The sequence below is a fragment of the Candidatus Rhabdochlamydia oedothoracis genome (assembly GCF_019453995.1).
Classification (GTDB): Bacteria; Chlamydiota; Chlamydiia; order Chlamydiales; family Rhabdochlamydiaceae; genus Rhabdochlamydia; species Rhabdochlamydia oedothoracis.
Genome location: NZ_CP075587.1, coordinates 1137950 through 1155719, shown reverse-complemented (window position 1 = coordinate 1155719; position 17770 = coordinate 1137950). Strand labels below are relative to the sequence as shown.

Genomic DNA, 17770 nt, shown 5'->3' with positions numbered 1-17770 from the left:
ATTGTTGATCTCTCAACTATCTGCACTTGATCTAGAACTTTTACAAGAAATTTTATACAGCCCTTTAAAAATCGCTTTTCAAGATCTAAGCAAAGCTTTGAACTATGAGGAAAAAGAATTAATTCCCAGCGTAAAAAAGTTTATTAAAAGTGGACTGCTTTCGTTAAATGGCTCTGCAATTACCGTTGATAAAGAAAAGCGTAAGTATTTTGCAGCTAGAATAACAGCATTTGATCCTGACTTTAAACCTGGTATGGAATTCTTAAAAGGGTTATTGAAAAAAGTTCCTATTCACACTCTTCCTGTTTGGTATAACATCTCTCGAACCTCTGATCGTATTTTTGACTCTATTGTGGAAAAATATTTATTAACACCCCAGACATTTCAACGCCATTTATCAGCTCTACAGTTTCCTGATCCTATTATGGAAGACATACTAAAAGATCTTCTAGATGCTCCTGAATACTTGCTGTATGTAAGTGATTTGATGGTTAAATACTCTTTTTCTCTGGAACAATTTCAAACAATTGCACTATTGCTAGAGTTTCACTTCGTATGTTGTTTAACCTATAAAAAGATGGATTCTAAATGGGTGGAAGTAATTACGTTTTTTCAAGAATGGAAAGATTATTTACTCTTTTTACGTAAAACACAACCTACTACGCTTTGTGCAAACTCTGTTAAAAGAGAAAGCACAAGAGCTTTCTGTTTTCTTGAAGATATCACTTTTCTTTTATCTTTAGCAAAAAAACAACCCTTTTTCTATAGAGATACAATTGAGCTGGCTAATTGTTTGCACCTAAACCCAACAAATAAAAGACATATAAACTATTTTGAACGTTTACTAAAAAAAATAGAGTTATTGAACTTAGCTTCTGTTAAGAATAAAAGCCTTTCTTTGTTAGACAAAGCAAATGAATGGTTTGGCTTAACTAATCCCCAAAAATCCTTATTGTTGTATCGCCATTCTTATGCGCCAGAAGTGATCGGCTCATTTAACGAGCGCGCCTTAAGAGATATCGAAAAAAGTGTTTTAAGAGTAGCTTGTTCCGAATGGGTTTTATTTGAAGATTTTCTTAAAGGTATGACTACTGCTTTAAGCGAAGAATCTAGTGTTATCTTAAAAAAACAAGGCAAAAACTGGAAATATACGCTTCCTTTTTACAACTCTAGAGAGCTTATTTTGATTGAAGCAATTATTTTAGAATGGTTATCTGAATTAGGAATTGTAGAATTAGGTAGTTATCAAAATCATCGTTGTTTTCGCGTAACAGAATATGGAAAAGATTTTCTTGGATAAAAGATATGTCAAAACATAAAGAATCAGAACTTGTTTCTAATAGACGCGCTTTTTATGACTATGAAATCATAGAAACATTTGAAGCTGGTATTATTTTATCCGGCACAGAAGTAAAATCTTTGCGCAATCATGGAGGCAGTTTAAGCGATGCGTATATCTTAATATCTCAACAAGGAAAAGTTCTTTTAAAAAATGCTTCCATTGCTCCCTATCGCTTTGGAAATATCTTTAACCATGAAGATAAAAGAGATCGATTTTTGCTTTTACACAAAAGAGAAATCATAAGATTAAAAAACCTCTCTCAAGAAAAAGGATTTACCCTAATTCCTCTTTCCATGTATCTAAAAAATGGATTTATAAAAGTTAAAGTTGCCTGTGCAAAAGGTAAAAAGAATTATGACAAGAGACAAGCGCTAAAAGAAAAAGAACATACAAAAACAATTCAACAAGCAATGCGCAATCGCATAGACTGATTTTCCCTTTTTGATTATGCTGATATCTTAAGTTAAGGAGAAGTATATCATGAAAGTCGTCATCACACGAATAGAGCTTGTCAATCTAGTTGGTAAGATTCAAAACATAGTTCCTGTAAAACCAACCATTCCTATTTTATCTAATATTTTGATAGAGGCTATCGATGACCAGCTCATCTTAAGTGTAACAGATCTTACTGTAAGTGTACGAATCTATGTAGAAGCCAAAGTTTTAGAAGAAGGAGCTATTACACTTCCTGCTAAGAGGTTTTTTCAATTAATTCGTGAGTTAACCGCTATACAAGTAGAAATTCACGCTCCTTCCTCAGAAATAGCTCTAGTAAATGCTGGCACCTCTCGTTTTAAAATCCAAGGAATGCATAAAGATGAATTTCCTAAATTTCCCAATCTATCAGAAGGAATACAGCTGAACCTATCCTCCTCTCAACTAAGTTACCTATTGTCACGCACCTCTTTTGCAGCAGCTCGTGATGACAGCAAACACGCCCTTAATGGAATCTTATTGCAAAGCTTAGAGAATACCATTGTATTTATTGGAACGGACGGAAAACGCCTAGCAAAAAATAATATAGAAATAGATAATATCCCTACTGACTCAAGTTCTTATATTATTCCTTTAAAAGCTGTTGAAGAAATGATTCGCCTGCTTGATAGCAAAGAGGACGATCCTGTTACCTTAACTCTTATGCCAGATAAAATTGCTGTTGAGTTTAAATCAGTTACCTTGATTACCAAACTTCTCTCAGGTCAATATCCAGATGTGAGTCGTGTTATTCCTGAACAAATCGCCAATCCCATTGCTTTAAATCGCGATGAGTTAATGTCTTTACTAAGACAGGTTTCTTTATTTACCTCAGAAAATAGCAATTCTGTGCGTTTTACTTTTACAACGGGGGAATTACACTTATCTGCTATGAGTGGATCTATTGGTGAAGGCAAAGTGCATATGCCTGTCAATTATGGAGGAGAGAAACTGGAGGTAGCTTTTAACCCTAACTATTTTCTAGATATGCTGCGGCATAGCAAAGATGAATCTGTACATTTTAGCATTAGTGATCCCTATAACCCAGGACTGATTACTGACTCCACTTCTGCCCAGTTTGTTATTATGCCTATGCGCTTAGAAGTGAATGTATCTTAAACACCTTATTCTACGTAATTTTCGCAATCATAAGGAAACAGATTTTCATTTTTCTGCTTTGGTTAATCTGATTTATGGAAATAACGGCCAGGGAAAAACAAGTGTTTTAGAAGCCATTTACTTTTTAAGCACTGGCCGTTCTTTTAGAACTCATAACTTAAGCGATCTTATCAGAGAAGGTCAGCAGTACTTTTATCTCGAGGCTCATTTTATTAAGGATGAACTTCCGCAAAAATTACAAATCTACTATGATGAAACTACCAAACGCATCCAGTACAATCACACAAACTACCCAAAACTAGCAAATATCATTGGAATCCTGCCTTCTATTTTATCACACCCCAATGACCTTGCTTTAATCATTGGAATGCCTAATGAAAGAAGACGTTTTTTAGATATTTATCTCTCGCAAGCAGATCCTTTATACCTACACCACTTGAGTAGGTATTACAAAGCCATGAAACAACGTAACTACGCCTTGCGCAGCCAAGAAATACAAACCCTGTCTGCATGGGAACACATTATGCTCCCCTCAGCCCTGTATCTTATAGATAAAAGAGCAGAACTGAGTTCTTACTTATTAGACCCGGCTGCTGAATGGCTGTCTTTACTCTCTAACAAAAAAGATCTTTTAGATATTCATTACCAATCCTCTCTTACAAAAAAAGATTCCTCTCTTTTACTTAAATGGGAAAAAAATCGACACAAAGACATGCTTTTAAAAGCAACTACTCTAGGACCTCACCGAGACGATCTTCTTTTTTTACTATCTGGTAAACAAGCCAAAAATTTCTCTAGCGAAGGACAGAAACGCTCTTTAATCTACGCTTTGAAGCTCGCCCAATGGAATTGGATGCAAAAAAAAATAGGCTACTCTCCCCTCTTATGTATCGATGACTTTGGAATGCAACTAGACCCTAAAAGACAAGAAAATCTCATCTTCTGTTTTACTCGATTTAAACAGGTATTTATTTGCTCTGCAAATGTGCTTAAAAGCAAACTTCCAGATACCACCCGCTCTTTTTGGATGGAACGAGGGGCGATTCTATAAAAAAATTGCCTTTTTCCTAACGCATTATCAACTCAAGTTTGCCTGGTACTTTGATCGGATTCTTATACACAAACCCTTTCCTTTTCAACCAATCTGTCATGTCAGACTCTGTATATTTTATTTGCTATTATGTCTTTTTTGAACTTTGCATCCAAGCCAATAGAAAGGCTCCTAGGAGTTGGTCTTAAGGCCAAAGATATTACCGATCATGCGCTAGGCTGTGCTCTCGATAATATTGCAGAAGAAAGTCATTAGATCTTTTGCATAACCAATAAACAATCTAAAATTCTAAAGGATTTTAGTCCATGAGATCAGGGCTTACGCATGAAGAATTTCCTTTGCACCTACCAGATCTAATAAATAATCTTTACGACATGATGCATAGATGTGCTGATAATATAATGCATCATAATAGATGAAGAATGAATGAATCCTTCCATTTTATACTCCTTATGAAAAAGGAGCCAGAATCATTTTTTATCTCTCAATTATCAAGAAAAATCTTCATGCGTTGGCCCTGTCCATGAGATATGATTGTTTGAGCGATATAGCTAAAAATGCTTTTGTTAAGATAAGAATCTATAAATGAAAGCTTTAAAATAGGGGTTATGCAAGAGATCTATTAACATCTTGTTTTTCTGACAAGCATTTCCAAATATTTTCTCTGCTCTTTAGATAACTTTTGCATAAAAGCTTTATCCATTGCTTCTGAACTATTTTATAGGAAAATTGTAATTTTTACAGACTACAACTACGAGAAGTATATTATAGATAACCAATTCATTAAATTTTAATGATTCTATGAAAGTATACTTTTAAAGCTTCTTGGTAATGGGGTGTTAAGATCCAAAGGACAAATGCTCTAGATAAGCAACTCCTAAAGGAAATCCTTTTGTATCCATAGATCTACCCTGCCTTTGGAGGGAAAATTGTTCAAGGATTTTTGAGGCTAAATTCTTACCAAGCTGCACACCTTCTTGGTCAAAAGAGTTAATGTTCCAAATGAAACCCTGAAAAACAACCTTATGTTCATAAAAAGCTAAAATAGCTCCTATGGTAAAAGGATCTAATTTGTCAGCTAATAAAATGCGATTAGGGCGATTACCAGGGAAAAAAGTATTGGGATTATCGCTTTTTTGTCCCACTGCAAGTGCTATGGATTGAGCAAATAAATTGGCTAATAGCTTTTCTTGGGAAGTGGTTTGTTGATAGAAAACATCTTCTTTATATTGGCTCTCTTTAAACCCAATAAATTCAATAGGAACAACCGTTGTGCCTTGATGAACAGATTGAAAAAAAGAATGCTGGCTATTTGTACCAGGTTCTCCCCAAATAATAGGACCTGTGTCATATTCAACAAAATGTCCTGCTTTATCAATGCTCTTTCCATTGGATTCCATATCTAGTTGTTGCAAATGAGCTGGAAAACGAGATAAGGCTTGTGAATAGGGAACGATTGCAACAGTAGGAAATCCTAAAAAGTTGCGGTTCCATATTCCTAATAAGGCGGACATTAAAGGCAAGTTTGCATAAGGATCAGAGCGAAGAGCTATTTTATCCATAGCATTTGCTCCTTTTAAGAAGTCTAAAAAACGATCCATTCCTAGAGCAAATGCTAAAATAAAAGCACCTACCATAGAAGTAACAGAATAGCGGCCACCAATATAATTCCAGATATAAAAACAGTCCATATACCGCTCTTTGTTATCCATTGGGCTCCCCTTACCCGTTACAGCTATAAAGTGGTTCTTTGTAGTAAGACCTGCTTGCTTAAACTTCTCTCTTGCAAATCGCTCATTTGTCATAGTTTCTAAAGTAGTTCCTGATTTGGAAACTACGACAACAAGAGTTTTTTCTAGATCAACTTGTTGAAAAATACGAGCGCCTTCATCTGGGTCAATATTAGATAAGAAGTATACTTTGCGATCTAGCTTATGAAAAGCTTCTAAAGCTAAATAAATCGCTTCAGGTCCTAGATGTGAACCACCGATGCCGATTTGAATAACTGTTGTTATTTGAGATTTTTTTTCCATCTCATCTAAAAAGGAACGGAGTTTTTCTAATTCCTTATACCCTAAACCTGTTGCCTGCTTTGCTTCTAAAGAAGTATTACATTGCTCAAAAAAATCTCGCACTGCAGTGTGCATTGCAGGCCTATTTTCAATAGAAAACCCTTCGATAAAATTAACAATCTGCCCATTTTGCATATCTGTCATTTTTTTAACAGCTTGTGTTTCTTCGGCTAATTGACATAAAACAGAAATATTCTTTTCACTAACTTTTTCTGTTGCGTAAAACAATTTAAGCCCTAATGCCTCTAACATCATATTATCGATGCGTTTAGCGGTTAAGACTCCTTCTTTTGTTAAGTCAATCGAATCTTTAGCAAGATCATGTAATTGAGCAACTGATGGTAAATGATGAAAAAAAGTCATATTCTACTCTCTTAAATGATATTTATTAAATCAGCTACTATAATCGTTGCAAAATTGTCCTAGACAAAAGAGGCTGTAGTTCTTATCGATATTTAGAATTTTTTTCAAAAAAGGCATAAATTGCCGTCTTGAAATCTAAGAATTTTTCATAATATTGACAACTTGTTTAGCCGAACTAGGAACTTCTTCTTTTACATAGATTTTTAGTTGTTCAAGCTGGCCTTGATTGAGCCAGCATGCCTTTCCTGTATAGTTCAAATTCAGCAATGCTTCTTTGCCACCTTCTAAATAGGTTTTATAATAACGCCTTATCGTATCCTCATCTAGGATTAAGGCATCAGCTATTGCCTCATATGTCCACCCTTTATCTAAGAGCAGGATAGTTTTAATTCTATCACACAATCTCTTGTTTCGTTCATGACGATGACGAGCCTTGAGGATGTCTTTTTGGTTTCTTGTTAAAAAGTTCGCTTCAGGTTGCATAGAGGTTAGATTTATAACTCCATCAATGAGAAAAATTTAATGAATTTAGTGTTTGAAAAGTCTTTTTTCTAATGCATTTCAGTATATAGTAGTGCCAATTCAAACGGCTAGCTTAATGGAGTTCAAGTCAACGACTTGAAACTTGTCGTTAATCCTATATTTTTCTATACGATTGAATCGGAATCAATATATACAATCGCTAGTATCTAGTAAAATGTACTTTTCGTCTTTGTAGAAATAACAATATAGTAAAGTCTTTTGTCTATTTTTTTAAATGAAAAGTGGTTTTTTTCAGAAACCGATTTTTTTTTATACATTTGTTTAAAAAAAGGGAGTGCATACTCACAAGATAGAATTTTTAAGCTGCGAAATGTCATGTTTTTTCCTTAATTCTAATCTATTAATTATTTAACGTGTTTAAAAAGTTCTTTTTTAGAGGCGATTTTCACTTCTTATCCCTTTCTTAGAATATCGTTGCAACATTTTTTTCCTAAAAACTCTAGTTATTCTCTATAGCCTTCAGCGTAATTATTTTTTCCATTGGCACGATCTCCGATAAACGCTTGTAAGAAAAAAATAAATGATTTAAGGTACCTTATGTTTTATCGGAGCATAGCGCAGTTTGGCTAGCGCACCTGCTTTGGGAGCAGGGGGTCAGGGGTTCAAATCCCTTTGCTCCGATTATTTTATGTTACTAAATTTTATAATAGCTATACTGAATTCAAAAGGCGAATTTATATGGCGTTATCAAAAGGTAATCACCCTCTTCTTTATTACAACTTACTTCATCAAGAGATTAAGGCGTGTGCTGAACATGTTTTTGAAATAAGCGGTAAAAAAGACGCAAATATAAACAAAGATTATATTCATGTTGTAGCTAGACTACACGACCTATATCAAATCTCCAAAAAAGTTCAAATAGAAGAACGTTATTTATCTTTGGTAGAATTAAAAACCCATTTAGAAAACACGACCCTTTGCTTTGAAAATCAGGAGCTAAATACATTGCATTCAATCCGCCTTTCAGAAGCAATTAGTATACTAGCCCTACCAGAAGGAAAAAAAAAGTGTATAAATGAACCTACTTACCATTCTCTAAAAGAGCGCTTTCTTAGCTATTTTCTAAAAAATATTCAACCAGAACAAGCTCTATTTCGAAAACTAAAAGCTTTAAAAGATTTGTAAAAAATCGAGCATAGCTACTTCTTGAGGTAAACAAAGACTCTCGCCTTCTATAATCACTCTACCACCTGTTGCGCAAAATCCTTGCAATTGCCTTTTTCCTTGATTTGATAATGTTCTAGAAAAAACCAAGATGCTATCTAGTCCATTCCAGAAATGGTTTAATTTAGATTCGGGAATACATCTAAAATCTATCTGCTTTTGTTTTAAGCGCATTAAAATGGAATTAATCTGAGTTAATGTTTTTTGATCACAATGAGAGTCAGGAGGTAAACAAATTCCTAAACGTGCTTTCTGATGTAAAAAAGGCAGCTGATTTCTCTTTAAATCCAATAAAACAAATGATTCAAACCACTCCAGAGAAAATTTTTGCGCTAAGAAAGACAAAGGCTCTGTAACTTCAATCAGTAATAATGTAACACACTCCTCTGGTAAAAAGACAAGTAGTCTTTGCATAACTTCTGCAAATAATTTAGCAGCGTATAACTCATAATAGTGCTCTAGAGAACTAGAAGAGGCCTCTTTTAACTCATGTCGATGTGCAGCATTTTGTATGAACAAATCCAACCACTTATGAAAAGACTCTGACCAAAGCTCTTTTGGAAAAATTCTAGAAAAATCCGTTGCTCCTTGATAGAGGATTACGCCAGCCGTATTTTTTTTAAAATCATTCCAAATTGTCCGACAAAAATGCTCTATTGTAAGCAATTGTGATTGACTTTTTAAGAAGTCCTGAGGAGAAAAATGCATAGTAGAAAAAGAAAAATCAAGATACCAAAGAACAGAAGATTCTCGAAAAGCTAGAAGCTCTTGTGTTTTCCAATCTAAATCTGCAGATAATCCTGCTGGTAAAACAATTTGTTTTGCCTTAGAAAATGGCATTTTTACTCTTGTTTAAAAAGGGTAAATAATACACTTGCTTACCTTTTGCCCTCCATAACTGCTCAAAATAAGAAGAACCATAATTTTCCCAATGATTGGTATAAAAAGGGTTTTTCAGAGAAAAATCCCATTTTTCACTTGAGCTTACAGCGGATATAATCTGCTGTACATAATCTAGATGGTCAGTAGCGACAATAGTTTCTGTTTGTGGCTTGGCTTTCTTGCTTAATTCTATGAGAAAAGGTTCCTGTACTAGGCGGTTTCTCGCATGTTTTTCTTTGGGCCAAGGATCTGGGAAATTGATATAGACCTTCTGAAAGCTTACATCTGCCACATAATTTTTGGTAAAGGTAAGGGCCTCACCACAAACAATCAATATATTAGTCAAGCTTAAATTTCGCATTTTAGACCAGATTTTACGCACCCTTTCAAATTTTTTTTCGACAGCAATCCAGTTAATTTCAGGATGATTTCTTGCTTTCTCAATCAACCAGCAGCCATTTCCACTACAGTATTCAATATGAATAGGCAATTGATTTTTAAACACTTGAGGACTGTACCAATTTACAAAACCCCATTCTCTATGGTTCATGTAATATTGAGGCACAAATAAAATATTTTCAAAAATTACGGGCCTTCTTTCATCCCAAGAAAAAGGAAACTTTAAATCTTTTGGTTTCATAATCAGCAAAAATTTGTATGTAGAACTAAAACATGATAGCTAATTGTTATTTTGTTGCCTATATCTCTCTTATTCTTCTTGATCTATTCCAATCCAGCTTGATAAGCTAAAAAACAAAGTTAAAAGCTATAGCATTTTTAGAATTTTAAAGGAGATATCCTAAAATGAAGTTAAAGTCTATTTTAATTATTGGATTGATGCAGCTTAGTGCGTTATATGCCAACCCTACAGAAACCGATACCTCAGACCTTGTAACAATTGAGCAGGAATTTTCTTTAATCGATCAAGAGTTAAACAGTGTCAAAGAACAACTCATTGCTTTAGAAGAAGATGCTCGTTTGGATACTTCATCTAGGGCAACCCCCGAAGAAACCCCATTCACACAGCTGCAAGAGTCGATTTCTGACTTTCCTTCAAAGATGATGGTAATTGATTTTAAACAAGCATTTTCTGGAGCACCTCTCATCTACATACTTTTATTTGGAATGTCTACGTTTGCTCTTTGCTTATGGTTCTACTGCCTGTCTTCCCTGCGCAATAGTACAAAAGTTTCTCAATCTTTAGTCGACACACTTCGCTCTCAATTAACCAACCATAATTTTGACGAAGCTTTAGGGGTATGTAAACAAGAAAAAACGTTATTTTGTCATTTAGTGGCCACAGGTATTCATTCCAGGCAACATGGATTTCCAGTAATGGTTGAAATCATGAAAGCGGAAGGCAAAAGAGTTACTGCAACATTTTGGCAAAGAATTAACTTACTTAATGATATTGCTATTATTGCCCCCATGCTTGGTTTATTAGGTACTGTTTTTGGCATGTTTTATGCTTTTTATGACGTCAATCGCTCTATAGAAAGCGTTTCTATGCTATTCGATGGACTCGGAGTTTCTGTAGGGACTACCGTTGTTGGATTAATTGTAGCTATCTTAGCGCTTATCTTACATTCTTCTGCTAAATACAGATTGGTAAAAACATTGGTATTAGTAGAGAGTGAAACCCACCAAATAGCTTCTCTTATCGATGCTCAAAACAAGAGTGCAAGTATATGAACCTAATCCCTGAAGAAGAACTCAAAAGATACAATCATCTGAATTTAGCTCCTATGATTGATTTTCTGTTTTTAATCGTAGCTGTTTTTGCAGTGATTGCAGTTACTCGAGCCAGCCTTTTTGATCGTGAGATCAGTTTAGTCAAGGTCCAAACAAAAGTAGATGCTTCTATTCCCCAAGACCGCTATACCGTGCATTTGAGCATAAATAATAAGGGCGAGTACAAATGGATTACAGAATTTAATGAATACCTGATTTCTTGCCCACTAGACGTGCAATTAGAGCTTAAAAAACAACAAGAACTCGGTCTTTTACCCAAAGATACGCTAAAAACACAAGTGCTCTTACATATCGACAAACAAGCGATGTGGGAGCCCATTGTACAGCTGATCTTTGCTGTAAAGCAAGCCGGGTTTCAAATCCACCCCGTTTATGAAAGTGAATAGCAATTAAAGAATTTTTTATGCAACTAATTAACACAGCTATGAATATTTCATGTGAGTCTGCACATGAACTTTATACAAAGGTCTTACAATCCCTGGTTAATGGAGAAAACATTCCTTCTGTCAAAGATCCTAAATCGATCGGATCTGGATGGGGAACGAGCAGGGCTTACGCATGAAGAATTTTCTTTGCACCTACCAGATCTAAGAGCCTGTTTAAAATCTTTTCAAAAGTAGAGCAATAAAAGCAAGAACCACCATATTCAGGCTTGTATGTAGTTTTCTTTCGCAATTTTTCCATAGCCTGCGACATTTTTCTATCCACGCAAAAGAACGCTCTACAACCCATCTTTTGGGAATAACTGTAAAAGTATGAAGTGTATTTCTTTTGGCTATTTCTACTATACATCCTAATATCTCCTGCACGCTCTTTGCAAATTTTTCTCCAGAATATCCTCCATCTACTAAAACATTTTTACACCGAACAAATGGTTTTTATGTAGTGAAAATGCTTCTATACACCCATTTCTGTCAGTGATATTAGCGGTGGTAATGTGAATCGCATGAGGAAGCCCTTGGGTATCGACTGCTATATGTCTTTTTATTCCTGATATTTTTTTCCCTGCATCATATCCTTTCTTCTCCGCTGTATCAGTATTTTTAACACTTTGAGCATCAATAATTACAAAGCTTGTTTTCTCTTTCCGACCACTGCTTTTTCTGACCTCGCCAACCAATTTTTTTTAAAACTATTTCAAGAATACTCTTAGAATTTTTATCATCTTTTTTATTCCAAAGATGGAAATAATAATCACATCATTCCCATTTAGGATATTCTATGGGTAACATACGCCACTGACAACCACTTTTTAAAAAGTACAAAACCCCACAAAAAATATCATATATACTTATTTGCATTCAAATTAAGAGTTTGAGTGTATAAACATTTTTATACAAAAGATAACATCTTCTTGCAAAATAGAGCAGTTTTTTCAAAAAAAATAGTTATGCAATTCTTAATTTGAAATCAAACTAGTATAGATCAACTATTCGTGGACGTGTTTTTTTGCGTATATAGTGGTTCCGATTCAATCGCATAGAAAAATATAGGATTAACGACAAGTTTCAATTCGTTGACTTGAACCCCGTATGTTTTCAAGTCATACTCTAGACTAGAGCGAGTAGTGGCAGTTATAAGACCTAACTTTTTTCCTAAACTATGCAGAGTGCTCAAAGTACTTATTGTATCTTTAAATAGAGTTTTAGGGAATTTACTCCGCGTAGCTATATTATAAGACATAGCTATGTTGACGTGATCTGTCTCATATAGCAGCTTAAGTAATAAAGTCAAAGGCTTGCCCCAATGAATCCGTAGTTCCTCATTTTTAAGTTTTTTACCATAGAACGTTTGCGCAATGTACTTATGTGTGCCAATTTTGCTTTAAGAGTACCAACCAAGGTATCATCATGATCAAATAGGATCATTTTAATGGAAGGGCATAATGAAGTTGTTTCTTTATACATAGTTCTTATTTTGTAACAGTTAATTATTATTTTGTCCATCTTGGACTAGAGCTGTTGATTCTTTAATACAATTTAGATATGGAATAATAAAAAGTATTGGTATAGATATGCTCTTAGATGATCATAAAGCTGCAGAACTTATTACAGTCATTACAACTACTCATCCCATTTGTACGGTCCCCTCAGATGAACATCTCTATCTTGCCCAGGCAAGTTTATTCATAAATCTCACCCTTGCAAAGAGTAAAAAAATCATTGTTTTTGATGGGGTAGCACCTGGATTTAAAGATCGCAGTTCCAAATATGATTTATATAAGAAAAAAATTAAAGATCTTCAGAAGACCGACCCAATTTTTGCCAATACAAAATTGCTATTTTGTGAAGAATGGGTCCAACTCTCCGGCACTATTCGCCTAGCTTTAAAACACGTAACAACCCCTTTTGTTTTCATTCACCAACACGATATGTGTTTTACAAAAAAATTCCATCTTAATGCTTGCTTAAGCTCTATGCTTATGAATAAGAACATCAAATGGATTCATTTTAGCGGTAAATTCCATTCTTCTCTTACAGGAGATATGCAAAGTTCTTGCTTTGGCCCTGCAGATAATTATATTGAAGGAAACAGTTTAATTCCTTTAACAAGAATTTATGGATGGTCTGATCATGCCCATATAGCACGCGTGGACTATTATCATCATTTTATTATGCCCATGTGTAAAAACAACTATATGGAAGACTATGTTCATAAAAATTTTAAAAAATTTCTGTTAAATAAAAGTTTAGATGAAGTACATGCAATCCATTTAAAATTTGGTACGTACTTATATGGGGATCTAGAGGATGGCTGTTTCTTTTATCATATGAATGGACGTGCTGATGATCCAAAGTATTATGTTAAAGAATAAAAGGAGTTAAAAAATGAATAAAAAGACAATACCCACAAAGTTAGCCACCCCAAATGACTTAAAAGGTCTCCAAGAAATCTGTAAAAGCATTAATCCCTTAGTTGCCGATGCTTTTGCTTTATATGTAAAAACAAAAAGTTTCCATTGGCATATGTCAGGTAGCCATTTTCGCGATTATCATCTTTTATTCGATGAGCAAGCAGAACAAATTTTTGCGATGATTGATGTTTTAGCAGAACGCGTTCGCAAGCTAGGTGGGACAACAATATGCTCGATAAATGATATTAGCCGCTTACAAAAAATTAAAGATGATGAAATTATACTAGAGCCAAAAAAAATGATTCAACATCTCATGCACGATAACAAAAACTATGCAGCTCATATGCGGTCTACACATCAAATTTGCGCAGAACACAACGACGTTGCAACAGCTAGTATCTTAGAGGTATTCATAGATGAAACAGAAAGAAGAACTTGGTTTCTTTTTGAAATCCAAGCATAGAACCCTTACGCTATGCTAATAGAGATCATGATGCACAGCATCATAATGACTACAATTGAAAAACGAAACATTTGACGTCCAAAGAGCTTATCATTAGTATTTTTAAAGCCTTTTATACACAATAAAAGCCAACTAATACCGATTAACCCCATAACTATCAAATATGCATATCCTGTATAACCCCATAGCATCAGCATACATACAGGGATAAGAAAGGCCATGATATAAAGCAGCATATGCACCTTGGTAATATAGATACCCCTTTTAACAGGTAAGACCGGGATTGATGCAGCAACATAATCATCGAGTCGATACATAGCAATTGCAAAAAAATGCGGCATTTGCCAAAGAGCTACGATCATAAATAGTAGAAAAGCTCCCATATCAAAACGATCAACTACAGCACAATAACCAACAACCGGCGGTATACCTCCTGAAATACTTCCTATAGCGGTTGCATAAGAAGAACGGTGTTTTGATAAGCTATACAAAATTACATAAATAAAAAAACCAGTTAGCGCAATGATTGTCGTTAAAAGATTGGTGTATAGCATTAAAAGCAAGATGCCAAACAACCCGAGAAAAATGGCAAATATAATGGCCTTTTGTAGAGAAATTATTCCCCTTGCTAGAGCTCGATTTTTAGTTCTTTCCATCATTTTATCTATATTGCGATCAATATAATTATTAAAGACGCAAGCCGACGCAATAAGCAGCGATAAACCCATAAGAGTTGCTAAAAATAACCAAGGATCAATCTGTGCTTTCGATGCAAGAATAAAACCACCTAATGCAGTTATTGCATTACCAAATATAATTCCAGGTTTAGTAAGCATAAAATAAGTTTTAATCATGTATTTCTTTTATCCCCTCTTACATATTTGGCATCACATTATACCTTAAATTTTCCATAATCCAGAGCGATCCAATTACTAAAATTACAAGGATCGTTATCATAAAGAGAAAAAGCTGAGAGTTCCAATAAGGCTTAGGTTCTTGTCCTAAGTGTAAAAAAAAGAGCAATTGAATGAACATCTGTACAATACCTAAACCAATAATAATAGAAATTAAAACTCTACTGCTGAATACGTGCTCTACTACCAAAAAATAAGCCGCTAAAGTTAATAAAATAGATAGAAAGAATCCCGTCAGATACGATTTAAAAGCTCCAGTTTCTTGATTCATACAGCTCCCATTAGGTACACAATAGTAAATATAAAAATCCATACGACATCTAAAAAGTGCCAGAACATGCTCAAACAGGTAAGTCTTTTAAAAGTAACGCAAATAATCCCTTTACGTAAAAGTTGCACTACAACAAAAATCATCCATAATAAGCCAGCTGTAATATGCAATCCATGCGTTGCAACAAGCGTAAAAAAAGCAGATAAAAATCCACTTCTCTGCCAGCTATTTCCTTCATGAACCAAGTGAGTAAATTCCTTTAGTTCCATTGTTAAAAAAGCGATGCCTAATAAAAAAGAAATCCCTAACCAAATAAGTACTTTTTTTCTATCCTTAACCTGTGCTGCTAACATAGCAAGTCCACAAGTAAAGCTACTAGTTAGCAGAATAAGGGTTTCGCTTAAAGTAAACGGGAGGGAAAATAACTCATACCCAGAAGGCCCACCATATATATTATTGCGTAGTACTGCATACGTTGCAAAAAGCGTTGCAAATAAAATACAATCTGTCATTAGATAGACCCAAAATCCAAAGACAGTGTTTTCTTGGTTTATAGATTCTTGCATCTCGCCTCTATTTTCTCTATTTCAGTAGCCAGTACATAATAATCGGTATCATTATCAAACATGCGAATAACAATACAGGCAATTACTCCAATAAACCCAATTATACCCAGCCAGATAATATGCCAGATCAAAGCAAACCCTAAAATGAAGCTAAATCCACCAATAAATAGCCCCATCGGGGTGTTTTTGGGCATATGAATGTCTTTATAGTGTGGTTTTTCTGCTACTTTGGCGTGTTTCATAGACCAAAAAGAATCTCTTTTATGGACTTCGGGAAGAATAGCAAAATTATAAAACGGTGGTGGTGAAGAAGTGGACCATTCTAGCGTTCTACCATTCCATGGATCCCCTGTAAGGTCTCTATTTGCTTTGCGTTGTTTAACGCTTACAAGTATCTGCAAGATCTGAATTCCAATGCCGCAGATGATCATAGTGACCCCAATAGCTGCAACTATAAATAAAGGCTGCCATCCTGTAGATGCTTCATAGTGATCCAGACGTCTGCTAGCTCCCATCAGCCCCAAAACGTATAAGGGCATGAAAGCTAATAAAAAACCAATGAACCAACACCAAAAGGCATATTTACCTAAACCTTCATGAAGCTTAAAACCCATAAACTTAGGAAACCAGTAGGTAATACCTGCTAAAAAACCGAATAAAACCCCACCAATTACCATAGAATGGAAATGTGCAATTAAAAATAAGCTATTGTGTACTTGAAAATCTACCGGTGCAGCTGATAGCAAAATACCTGTCATACCACCTGTAGTAAAGATAAATACAAAACCTAAAAACCAGAGCATGGGGGTTGTAAAATACACTCGACCTCTAAACATGGTAAATAACCAGTTAAAAATTTTTACACCTGTAGGGATAGCGATAAGCATTGTCATAATGCCAAAAAAAGCATTCACATTAGCTCCGGATCCCATAGTAAAGAAGTGATGCAACCAAACAAGAAAAGATAACAAAGTAATGGCAACAAGGGCCCATACCATCGAATCGTAACCGAATAATCGCTTTTGTGAAAAAGTAGCAACTACTTCTGAAAAAATCCCAAAAGCAGGCAAAATCAAAATATACACCTCTGGATGACCCCATGCCCAAATGAGGTTGATGTACATCATGGGATTACCTCCAAAATCAGCAGTAAAAAAATGCATGTGCAATAGTCTATCTAAAGAGAGCATTCCAATAGTTGCTGTTAAGATTGGAAAAGCAAAAATAACCAAAGTCATCGTACATAAAGCACTCCAAACAAATAATGGCATTTTCATTAAAGTCATTCCTGGACAACGCATTTTTAAAATAGTAACAAGAAAGTTAATACCTGAAAGCAAGCTACCAATACCTGCAATCTGCACGCTCCATATCCAGTAATCCACCCCTACTCCAGAATTGTATTTAAGACCTGAAAGCGGAGGATATGCTACCCAACCAGTTCCGGAAAATTTACCAATAATGAGAGATAAAAGAAGAAGAACTGCTCCTACAGAAAATAAATAAAAACTTAGAGAGTTTAAAAAAGGAAAAGCCACATCACGCGCGCCAATTTGCAAGGGCACAATGAGATTTAAAATCCCAAATACAAGACCCATACCCACAAAGAAAATCATAGTCGTGCCATGAGCTGTAAAAACCTGCTGAAAATGAGGCGATGATAAATAACCATGAGCATCACTAACAGAAAGAATCTGTTGTAAGCGTATCATACCAGCATCAAATACCGCTTTTAGTAACATGACAAAGACGACAACAATGTACATCACTCCAATTTTTTTGGGATCAAGTGAGGTTAAATACTGCGTCCAAAGCCACCTAAATCGCTTAAAGTACCATAAAAGCCCTAGAACAATCATCAAACCAAGAATCATCGAGATTCCTGCTGCGATTTCAATAGGGTCCTGACGAAAAGCATCCCAAGTTAATTTTCCAAACAT

The 17770-nt window shown here is 34.9% G+C and carries 19 protein-coding genes, 1 tRNA gene and 1 pseudogene; 10 read left to right on the top strand and 11 right to left on the bottom strand.

Annotated elements, in window-relative coordinates; genetic code table 11:
- Positions 1-4 precede the first annotated feature (4 nt).
- The 4 genes from RHABOEDO_RS06410 to recF are packed head-to-tail and all read left to right on the top strand — an operon-like array spanning position 5 to position 3986.
- Positions 5-1300: a hypothetical protein gene (locus RHABOEDO_RS06410; protein ID WP_220017449.1), complete on the top strand. Its 1296-nt coding sequence runs from the start codon at positions 5-7 to the stop codon at positions 1298-1300.
- 5 nt (positions 1301-1305) lie between these two features.
- A complete protein-coding gene (gene smpB / locus RHABOEDO_RS06405) occupies positions 1306-1773 on the top strand; it encodes an SsrA-binding protein SmpB (protein WP_215216347.1) in 468 nt (155 codons plus the stop codon).
- A gap of 49 nt (positions 1774-1822) precedes the next feature.
- Positions 1823-2935: a DNA polymerase III subunit beta gene (dnaN, locus tag RHABOEDO_RS06400; protein WP_215216348.1), complete on the top strand. Its 1113-nt coding sequence runs from the start codon at positions 1823-1825 to the stop codon at positions 2933-2935.
- The gene (gene recF, locus RHABOEDO_RS06395; protein ID WP_215216349.1) at positions 2925-3986 is read left to right on the top strand and encodes a DNA replication/repair protein RecF; all 1062 of its coding nucleotides are present in this window, start codon (positions 2925-2927) and stop codon (positions 3984-3986) included. Before dnaN ends, recF begins: the two co-directional genes overlap by 11 nt.
- Before the next feature lie 16 nt (positions 3987-4002).
- Here recF and RHABOEDO_RS11500 read toward each other — a convergent pair whose 3' ends face one another.
- The 3 genes from RHABOEDO_RS11500 to RHABOEDO_RS06380 form a co-directional block, all read right to left on the bottom strand.
- Positions 4003-4107, bottom strand: a complete 105-nt coding sequence (locus tag RHABOEDO_RS11500) for a winged helix-turn-helix domain-containing protein (RefSeq protein WP_350339713.1) — start codon at positions 4105-4107, stop codon at positions 4003-4005.
- 718 nt (positions 4108-4825) lie between these two features.
- Positions 4826-6421 carry a glucose-6-phosphate isomerase gene (locus RHABOEDO_RS06385; protein WP_215216350.1) on the bottom strand — a complete coding sequence of 532 codons (1596 nt, stop codon included), beginning with the start codon at positions 6419-6421 and terminating at the stop codon, positions 4826-4828.
- Positions 6422-6556: 135 nt separating this feature from the next.
- The gene (locus tag RHABOEDO_RS06380) at positions 6557-6904 is read right to left on the bottom strand and encodes a helix-turn-helix domain-containing protein (RefSeq protein WP_215216351.1); all 348 of its coding nucleotides are present in this window, start codon (positions 6902-6904) and stop codon (positions 6557-6559) included.
- A gap of 606 nt (positions 6905-7510) precedes the next feature.
- On the opposite strand from RHABOEDO_RS06380, the gene RHABOEDO_RS06375 reads away from it, so the two are divergent.
- Positions 7511-7585 (top strand) — tRNA-Pro (locus RHABOEDO_RS06375).
- Between the two features lie 57 nt (positions 7586-7642).
- On the top strand, positions 7643-8089 hold the full coding sequence (locus RHABOEDO_RS06370) for a hypothetical protein (protein ID WP_215216352.1): 447 nt from the start codon (positions 7643-7645) through the stop codon (positions 8087-8089).
- Here RHABOEDO_RS06370 and RHABOEDO_RS06365 read toward each other — a convergent pair.
- Together RHABOEDO_RS06365 and trmB are read right to left on the bottom strand one after the other, a co-directional pair.
- Positions 8075-8968 carry a hypothetical protein gene (locus RHABOEDO_RS06365; RefSeq protein WP_215216353.1) on the bottom strand — a complete coding sequence of 298 codons (894 nt, stop codon included), beginning with the start codon at positions 8966-8968 and terminating at the stop codon, positions 8075-8077. The genes RHABOEDO_RS06370 and RHABOEDO_RS06365 overlap by 15 nt on opposite strands.
- Positions 8955-9650 carry a tRNA (guanine(46)-N(7))-methyltransferase TrmB gene (gene trmB, locus RHABOEDO_RS06360; RefSeq protein WP_215216354.1) on the bottom strand — a complete coding sequence of 232 codons (696 nt, stop codon included), beginning with the start codon at positions 9648-9650 and terminating at the stop codon, positions 8955-8957. The genes RHABOEDO_RS06365 and trmB overlap by 14 nt, the downstream gene beginning before the upstream one ends.
- Positions 9651-9814: 164 nt before the next feature.
- Between trmB and RHABOEDO_RS06355 the strand changes: the two genes are divergently transcribed.
- Entirely contained in the window at positions 9815-10702 is an 888-nt protein-coding gene (locus RHABOEDO_RS06355; protein ID WP_215216355.1) for a MotA/TolQ/ExbB proton channel family protein, read from the top strand.
- Positions 10699-11148, top strand: a complete 450-nt coding sequence (locus tag RHABOEDO_RS06350) for an ExbD/TolR family protein (protein ID WP_215216356.1) — start codon at positions 10699-10701, stop codon at positions 11146-11148. Before RHABOEDO_RS06355 ends, RHABOEDO_RS06350 begins: the two co-directional genes overlap by 4 nt.
- Before the next feature lie 213 nt (positions 11149-11361).
- On the opposite strand, the pseudogene RHABOEDO_RS10840 reads toward RHABOEDO_RS06350, so the two are convergent.
- Positions 11362-12057: pseudogene (locus RHABOEDO_RS10840) on the bottom strand (IS5 family transposase); the annotation flags it as partial.
- A 130-nt stretch (positions 12058-12187) separates the two neighbouring features.
- The gene (locus tag RHABOEDO_RS11495; protein WP_256439918.1) at positions 12188-12562 is read right to left on the bottom strand and encodes an HAD hydrolase-like protein; all 375 of its coding nucleotides are present in this window, start codon (positions 12560-12562) and stop codon (positions 12188-12190) included.
- Positions 12563-12776: 214 nt separating this feature from the next.
- Between RHABOEDO_RS11495 and RHABOEDO_RS06330 the strand changes: the two genes are divergently transcribed.
- Positions 12777-13577, top strand: coding sequence for a hypothetical protein (locus RHABOEDO_RS06330; protein ID WP_215217389.1), 801 nt, complete (start codon positions 12777-12779; stop codon positions 13575-13577).
- A 13-nt stretch (positions 13578-13590) separates the two neighbouring features.
- On the top strand, positions 13591-14079 hold the full coding sequence (locus tag RHABOEDO_RS06325) for a Dps family protein (protein WP_215217388.1): 489 nt from the start codon (positions 13591-13593) through the stop codon (positions 14077-14079).
- Between the two features lie 5 nt (positions 14080-14084).
- Here RHABOEDO_RS06325 and cyoE read toward each other — a convergent pair whose 3' ends face one another.
- The 4 genes from cyoE to cyoB are packed head-to-tail and all read right to left on the bottom strand — an operon-like array spanning position 14085 to position 17770.
- Positions 14085-14933: a heme o synthase gene (cyoE, locus tag RHABOEDO_RS06320; RefSeq protein ID WP_245397490.1), complete on the bottom strand. Its 849-nt coding sequence runs from the start codon at positions 14931-14933 to the stop codon at positions 14085-14087.
- A gap of 19 nt (positions 14934-14952) precedes the next feature.
- Positions 14953-15264, bottom strand: a complete 312-nt coding sequence (gene cyoD / locus RHABOEDO_RS06315) for a cytochrome o ubiquinol oxidase subunit IV (RefSeq protein ID WP_215217387.1) — start codon at positions 15262-15264, stop codon at positions 14953-14955.
- Positions 15261-15830 (bottom strand): cytochrome o ubiquinol oxidase subunit III, encoded by a 570-nt coding sequence (gene cyoC / locus RHABOEDO_RS06310; RefSeq protein WP_215217386.1) that lies wholly within the window; start codon positions 15828-15830, stop codon positions 15261-15263. Before cyoC ends, cyoD begins: the two co-directional genes overlap by 4 nt.
- Entirely contained in the window at positions 15815-17770 is a 1956-nt protein-coding gene (gene cyoB / locus RHABOEDO_RS06305) for a cytochrome o ubiquinol oxidase subunit I (protein ID WP_320412344.1), read from the bottom strand. Before cyoB ends, cyoC begins: the two co-directional genes overlap by 16 nt.

What these genes read in the sequence shown, in the direction of transcription:
- smpB (WP_215216347.1), top strand. Translation starts at nt 1,306, where the DNA reads ATGTCAAAACATAAAGAATCAGAACTTGTTTCTAATAGACGCGCTTTT.
- dnaN (WP_215216348.1), top strand. Translation starts at nt 1,823, where the DNA reads ATGAAAGTCGTCATCACACGAATAGAGCTTGTCAATCTAGTTGGTAAG.
- recF (WP_215216349.1), top strand. Translation starts at nt 2,925, where the DNA reads ATGTATCTTAAACACCTTATTCTACGTAATTTTCGCAATCATAAGGAA.
- RHABOEDO_RS06385 (WP_215216350.1), bottom strand. Translation starts at nt 6,421, where the DNA reads ATGACTTTTTTTCATCATTTACCATCAGTTGCTCAATTACATGATCTT.
- RHABOEDO_RS06380 (WP_215216351.1), bottom strand. Translation starts at nt 6,904, where the DNA reads ATGCAACCTGAAGCGAACTTTTTAACAAGAAACCAAAAAGACATCCTC.
- RHABOEDO_RS06370 (WP_215216352.1), top strand. Translation starts at nt 7,643, where the DNA reads ATGGCGTTATCAAAAGGTAATCACCCTCTTCTTTATTACAACTTACTT.
- RHABOEDO_RS06365 (WP_215216353.1), bottom strand. Translation starts at nt 8,968, where the DNA reads ATGCCATTTTCTAAGGCAAAACAAATTGTTTTACCAGCAGGATTATCT.
- trmB (WP_215216354.1), bottom strand. Translation starts at nt 9,650, where the DNA reads ATGAAACCAAAAGATTTAAAGTTTCCTTTTTCTTGGGATGAAAGAAGG.
- RHABOEDO_RS06355 (WP_215216355.1), top strand. Translation starts at nt 9,815, where the DNA reads ATGAAGTTAAAGTCTATTTTAATTATTGGATTGATGCAGCTTAGTGCG.
- RHABOEDO_RS06350 (WP_215216356.1), top strand. Translation starts at nt 10,699, where the DNA reads ATGAACCTAATCCCTGAAGAAGAACTCAAAAGATACAATCATCTGAAT.
- RHABOEDO_RS06330 (WP_215217389.1), top strand. Translation starts at nt 12,777, where the DNA reads ATGCTCTTAGATGATCATAAAGCTGCAGAACTTATTACAGTCATTACA.
- RHABOEDO_RS06325 (WP_215217388.1), top strand. Translation starts at nt 13,591, where the DNA reads ATGAATAAAAAGACAATACCCACAAAGTTAGCCACCCCAAATGACTTA.
- cyoE (WP_245397490.1), bottom strand. Translation starts at nt 14,933, where the DNA reads ATGATTAAAACTTATTTTATGCTTACTAAACCTGGAATTATATTTGGT.
- cyoD (WP_215217387.1), bottom strand. Translation starts at nt 15,264, where the DNA reads ATGAATCAAGAAACTGGAGCTTTTAAATCGTATCTGACGGGATTCTTT.
- cyoC (WP_215217386.1), bottom strand. Translation starts at nt 15,830, where the DNA reads ATGCAAGAATCTATAAACCAAGAAAACACTGTCTTTGGATTTTGGGTC.
- cyoB (WP_320412344.1), bottom strand. Translation starts at nt 17,770, where the DNA reads ATGTTTGGAAAATTAACTTGGGATGCTTTTCGTCAGGACCCTATTGAA.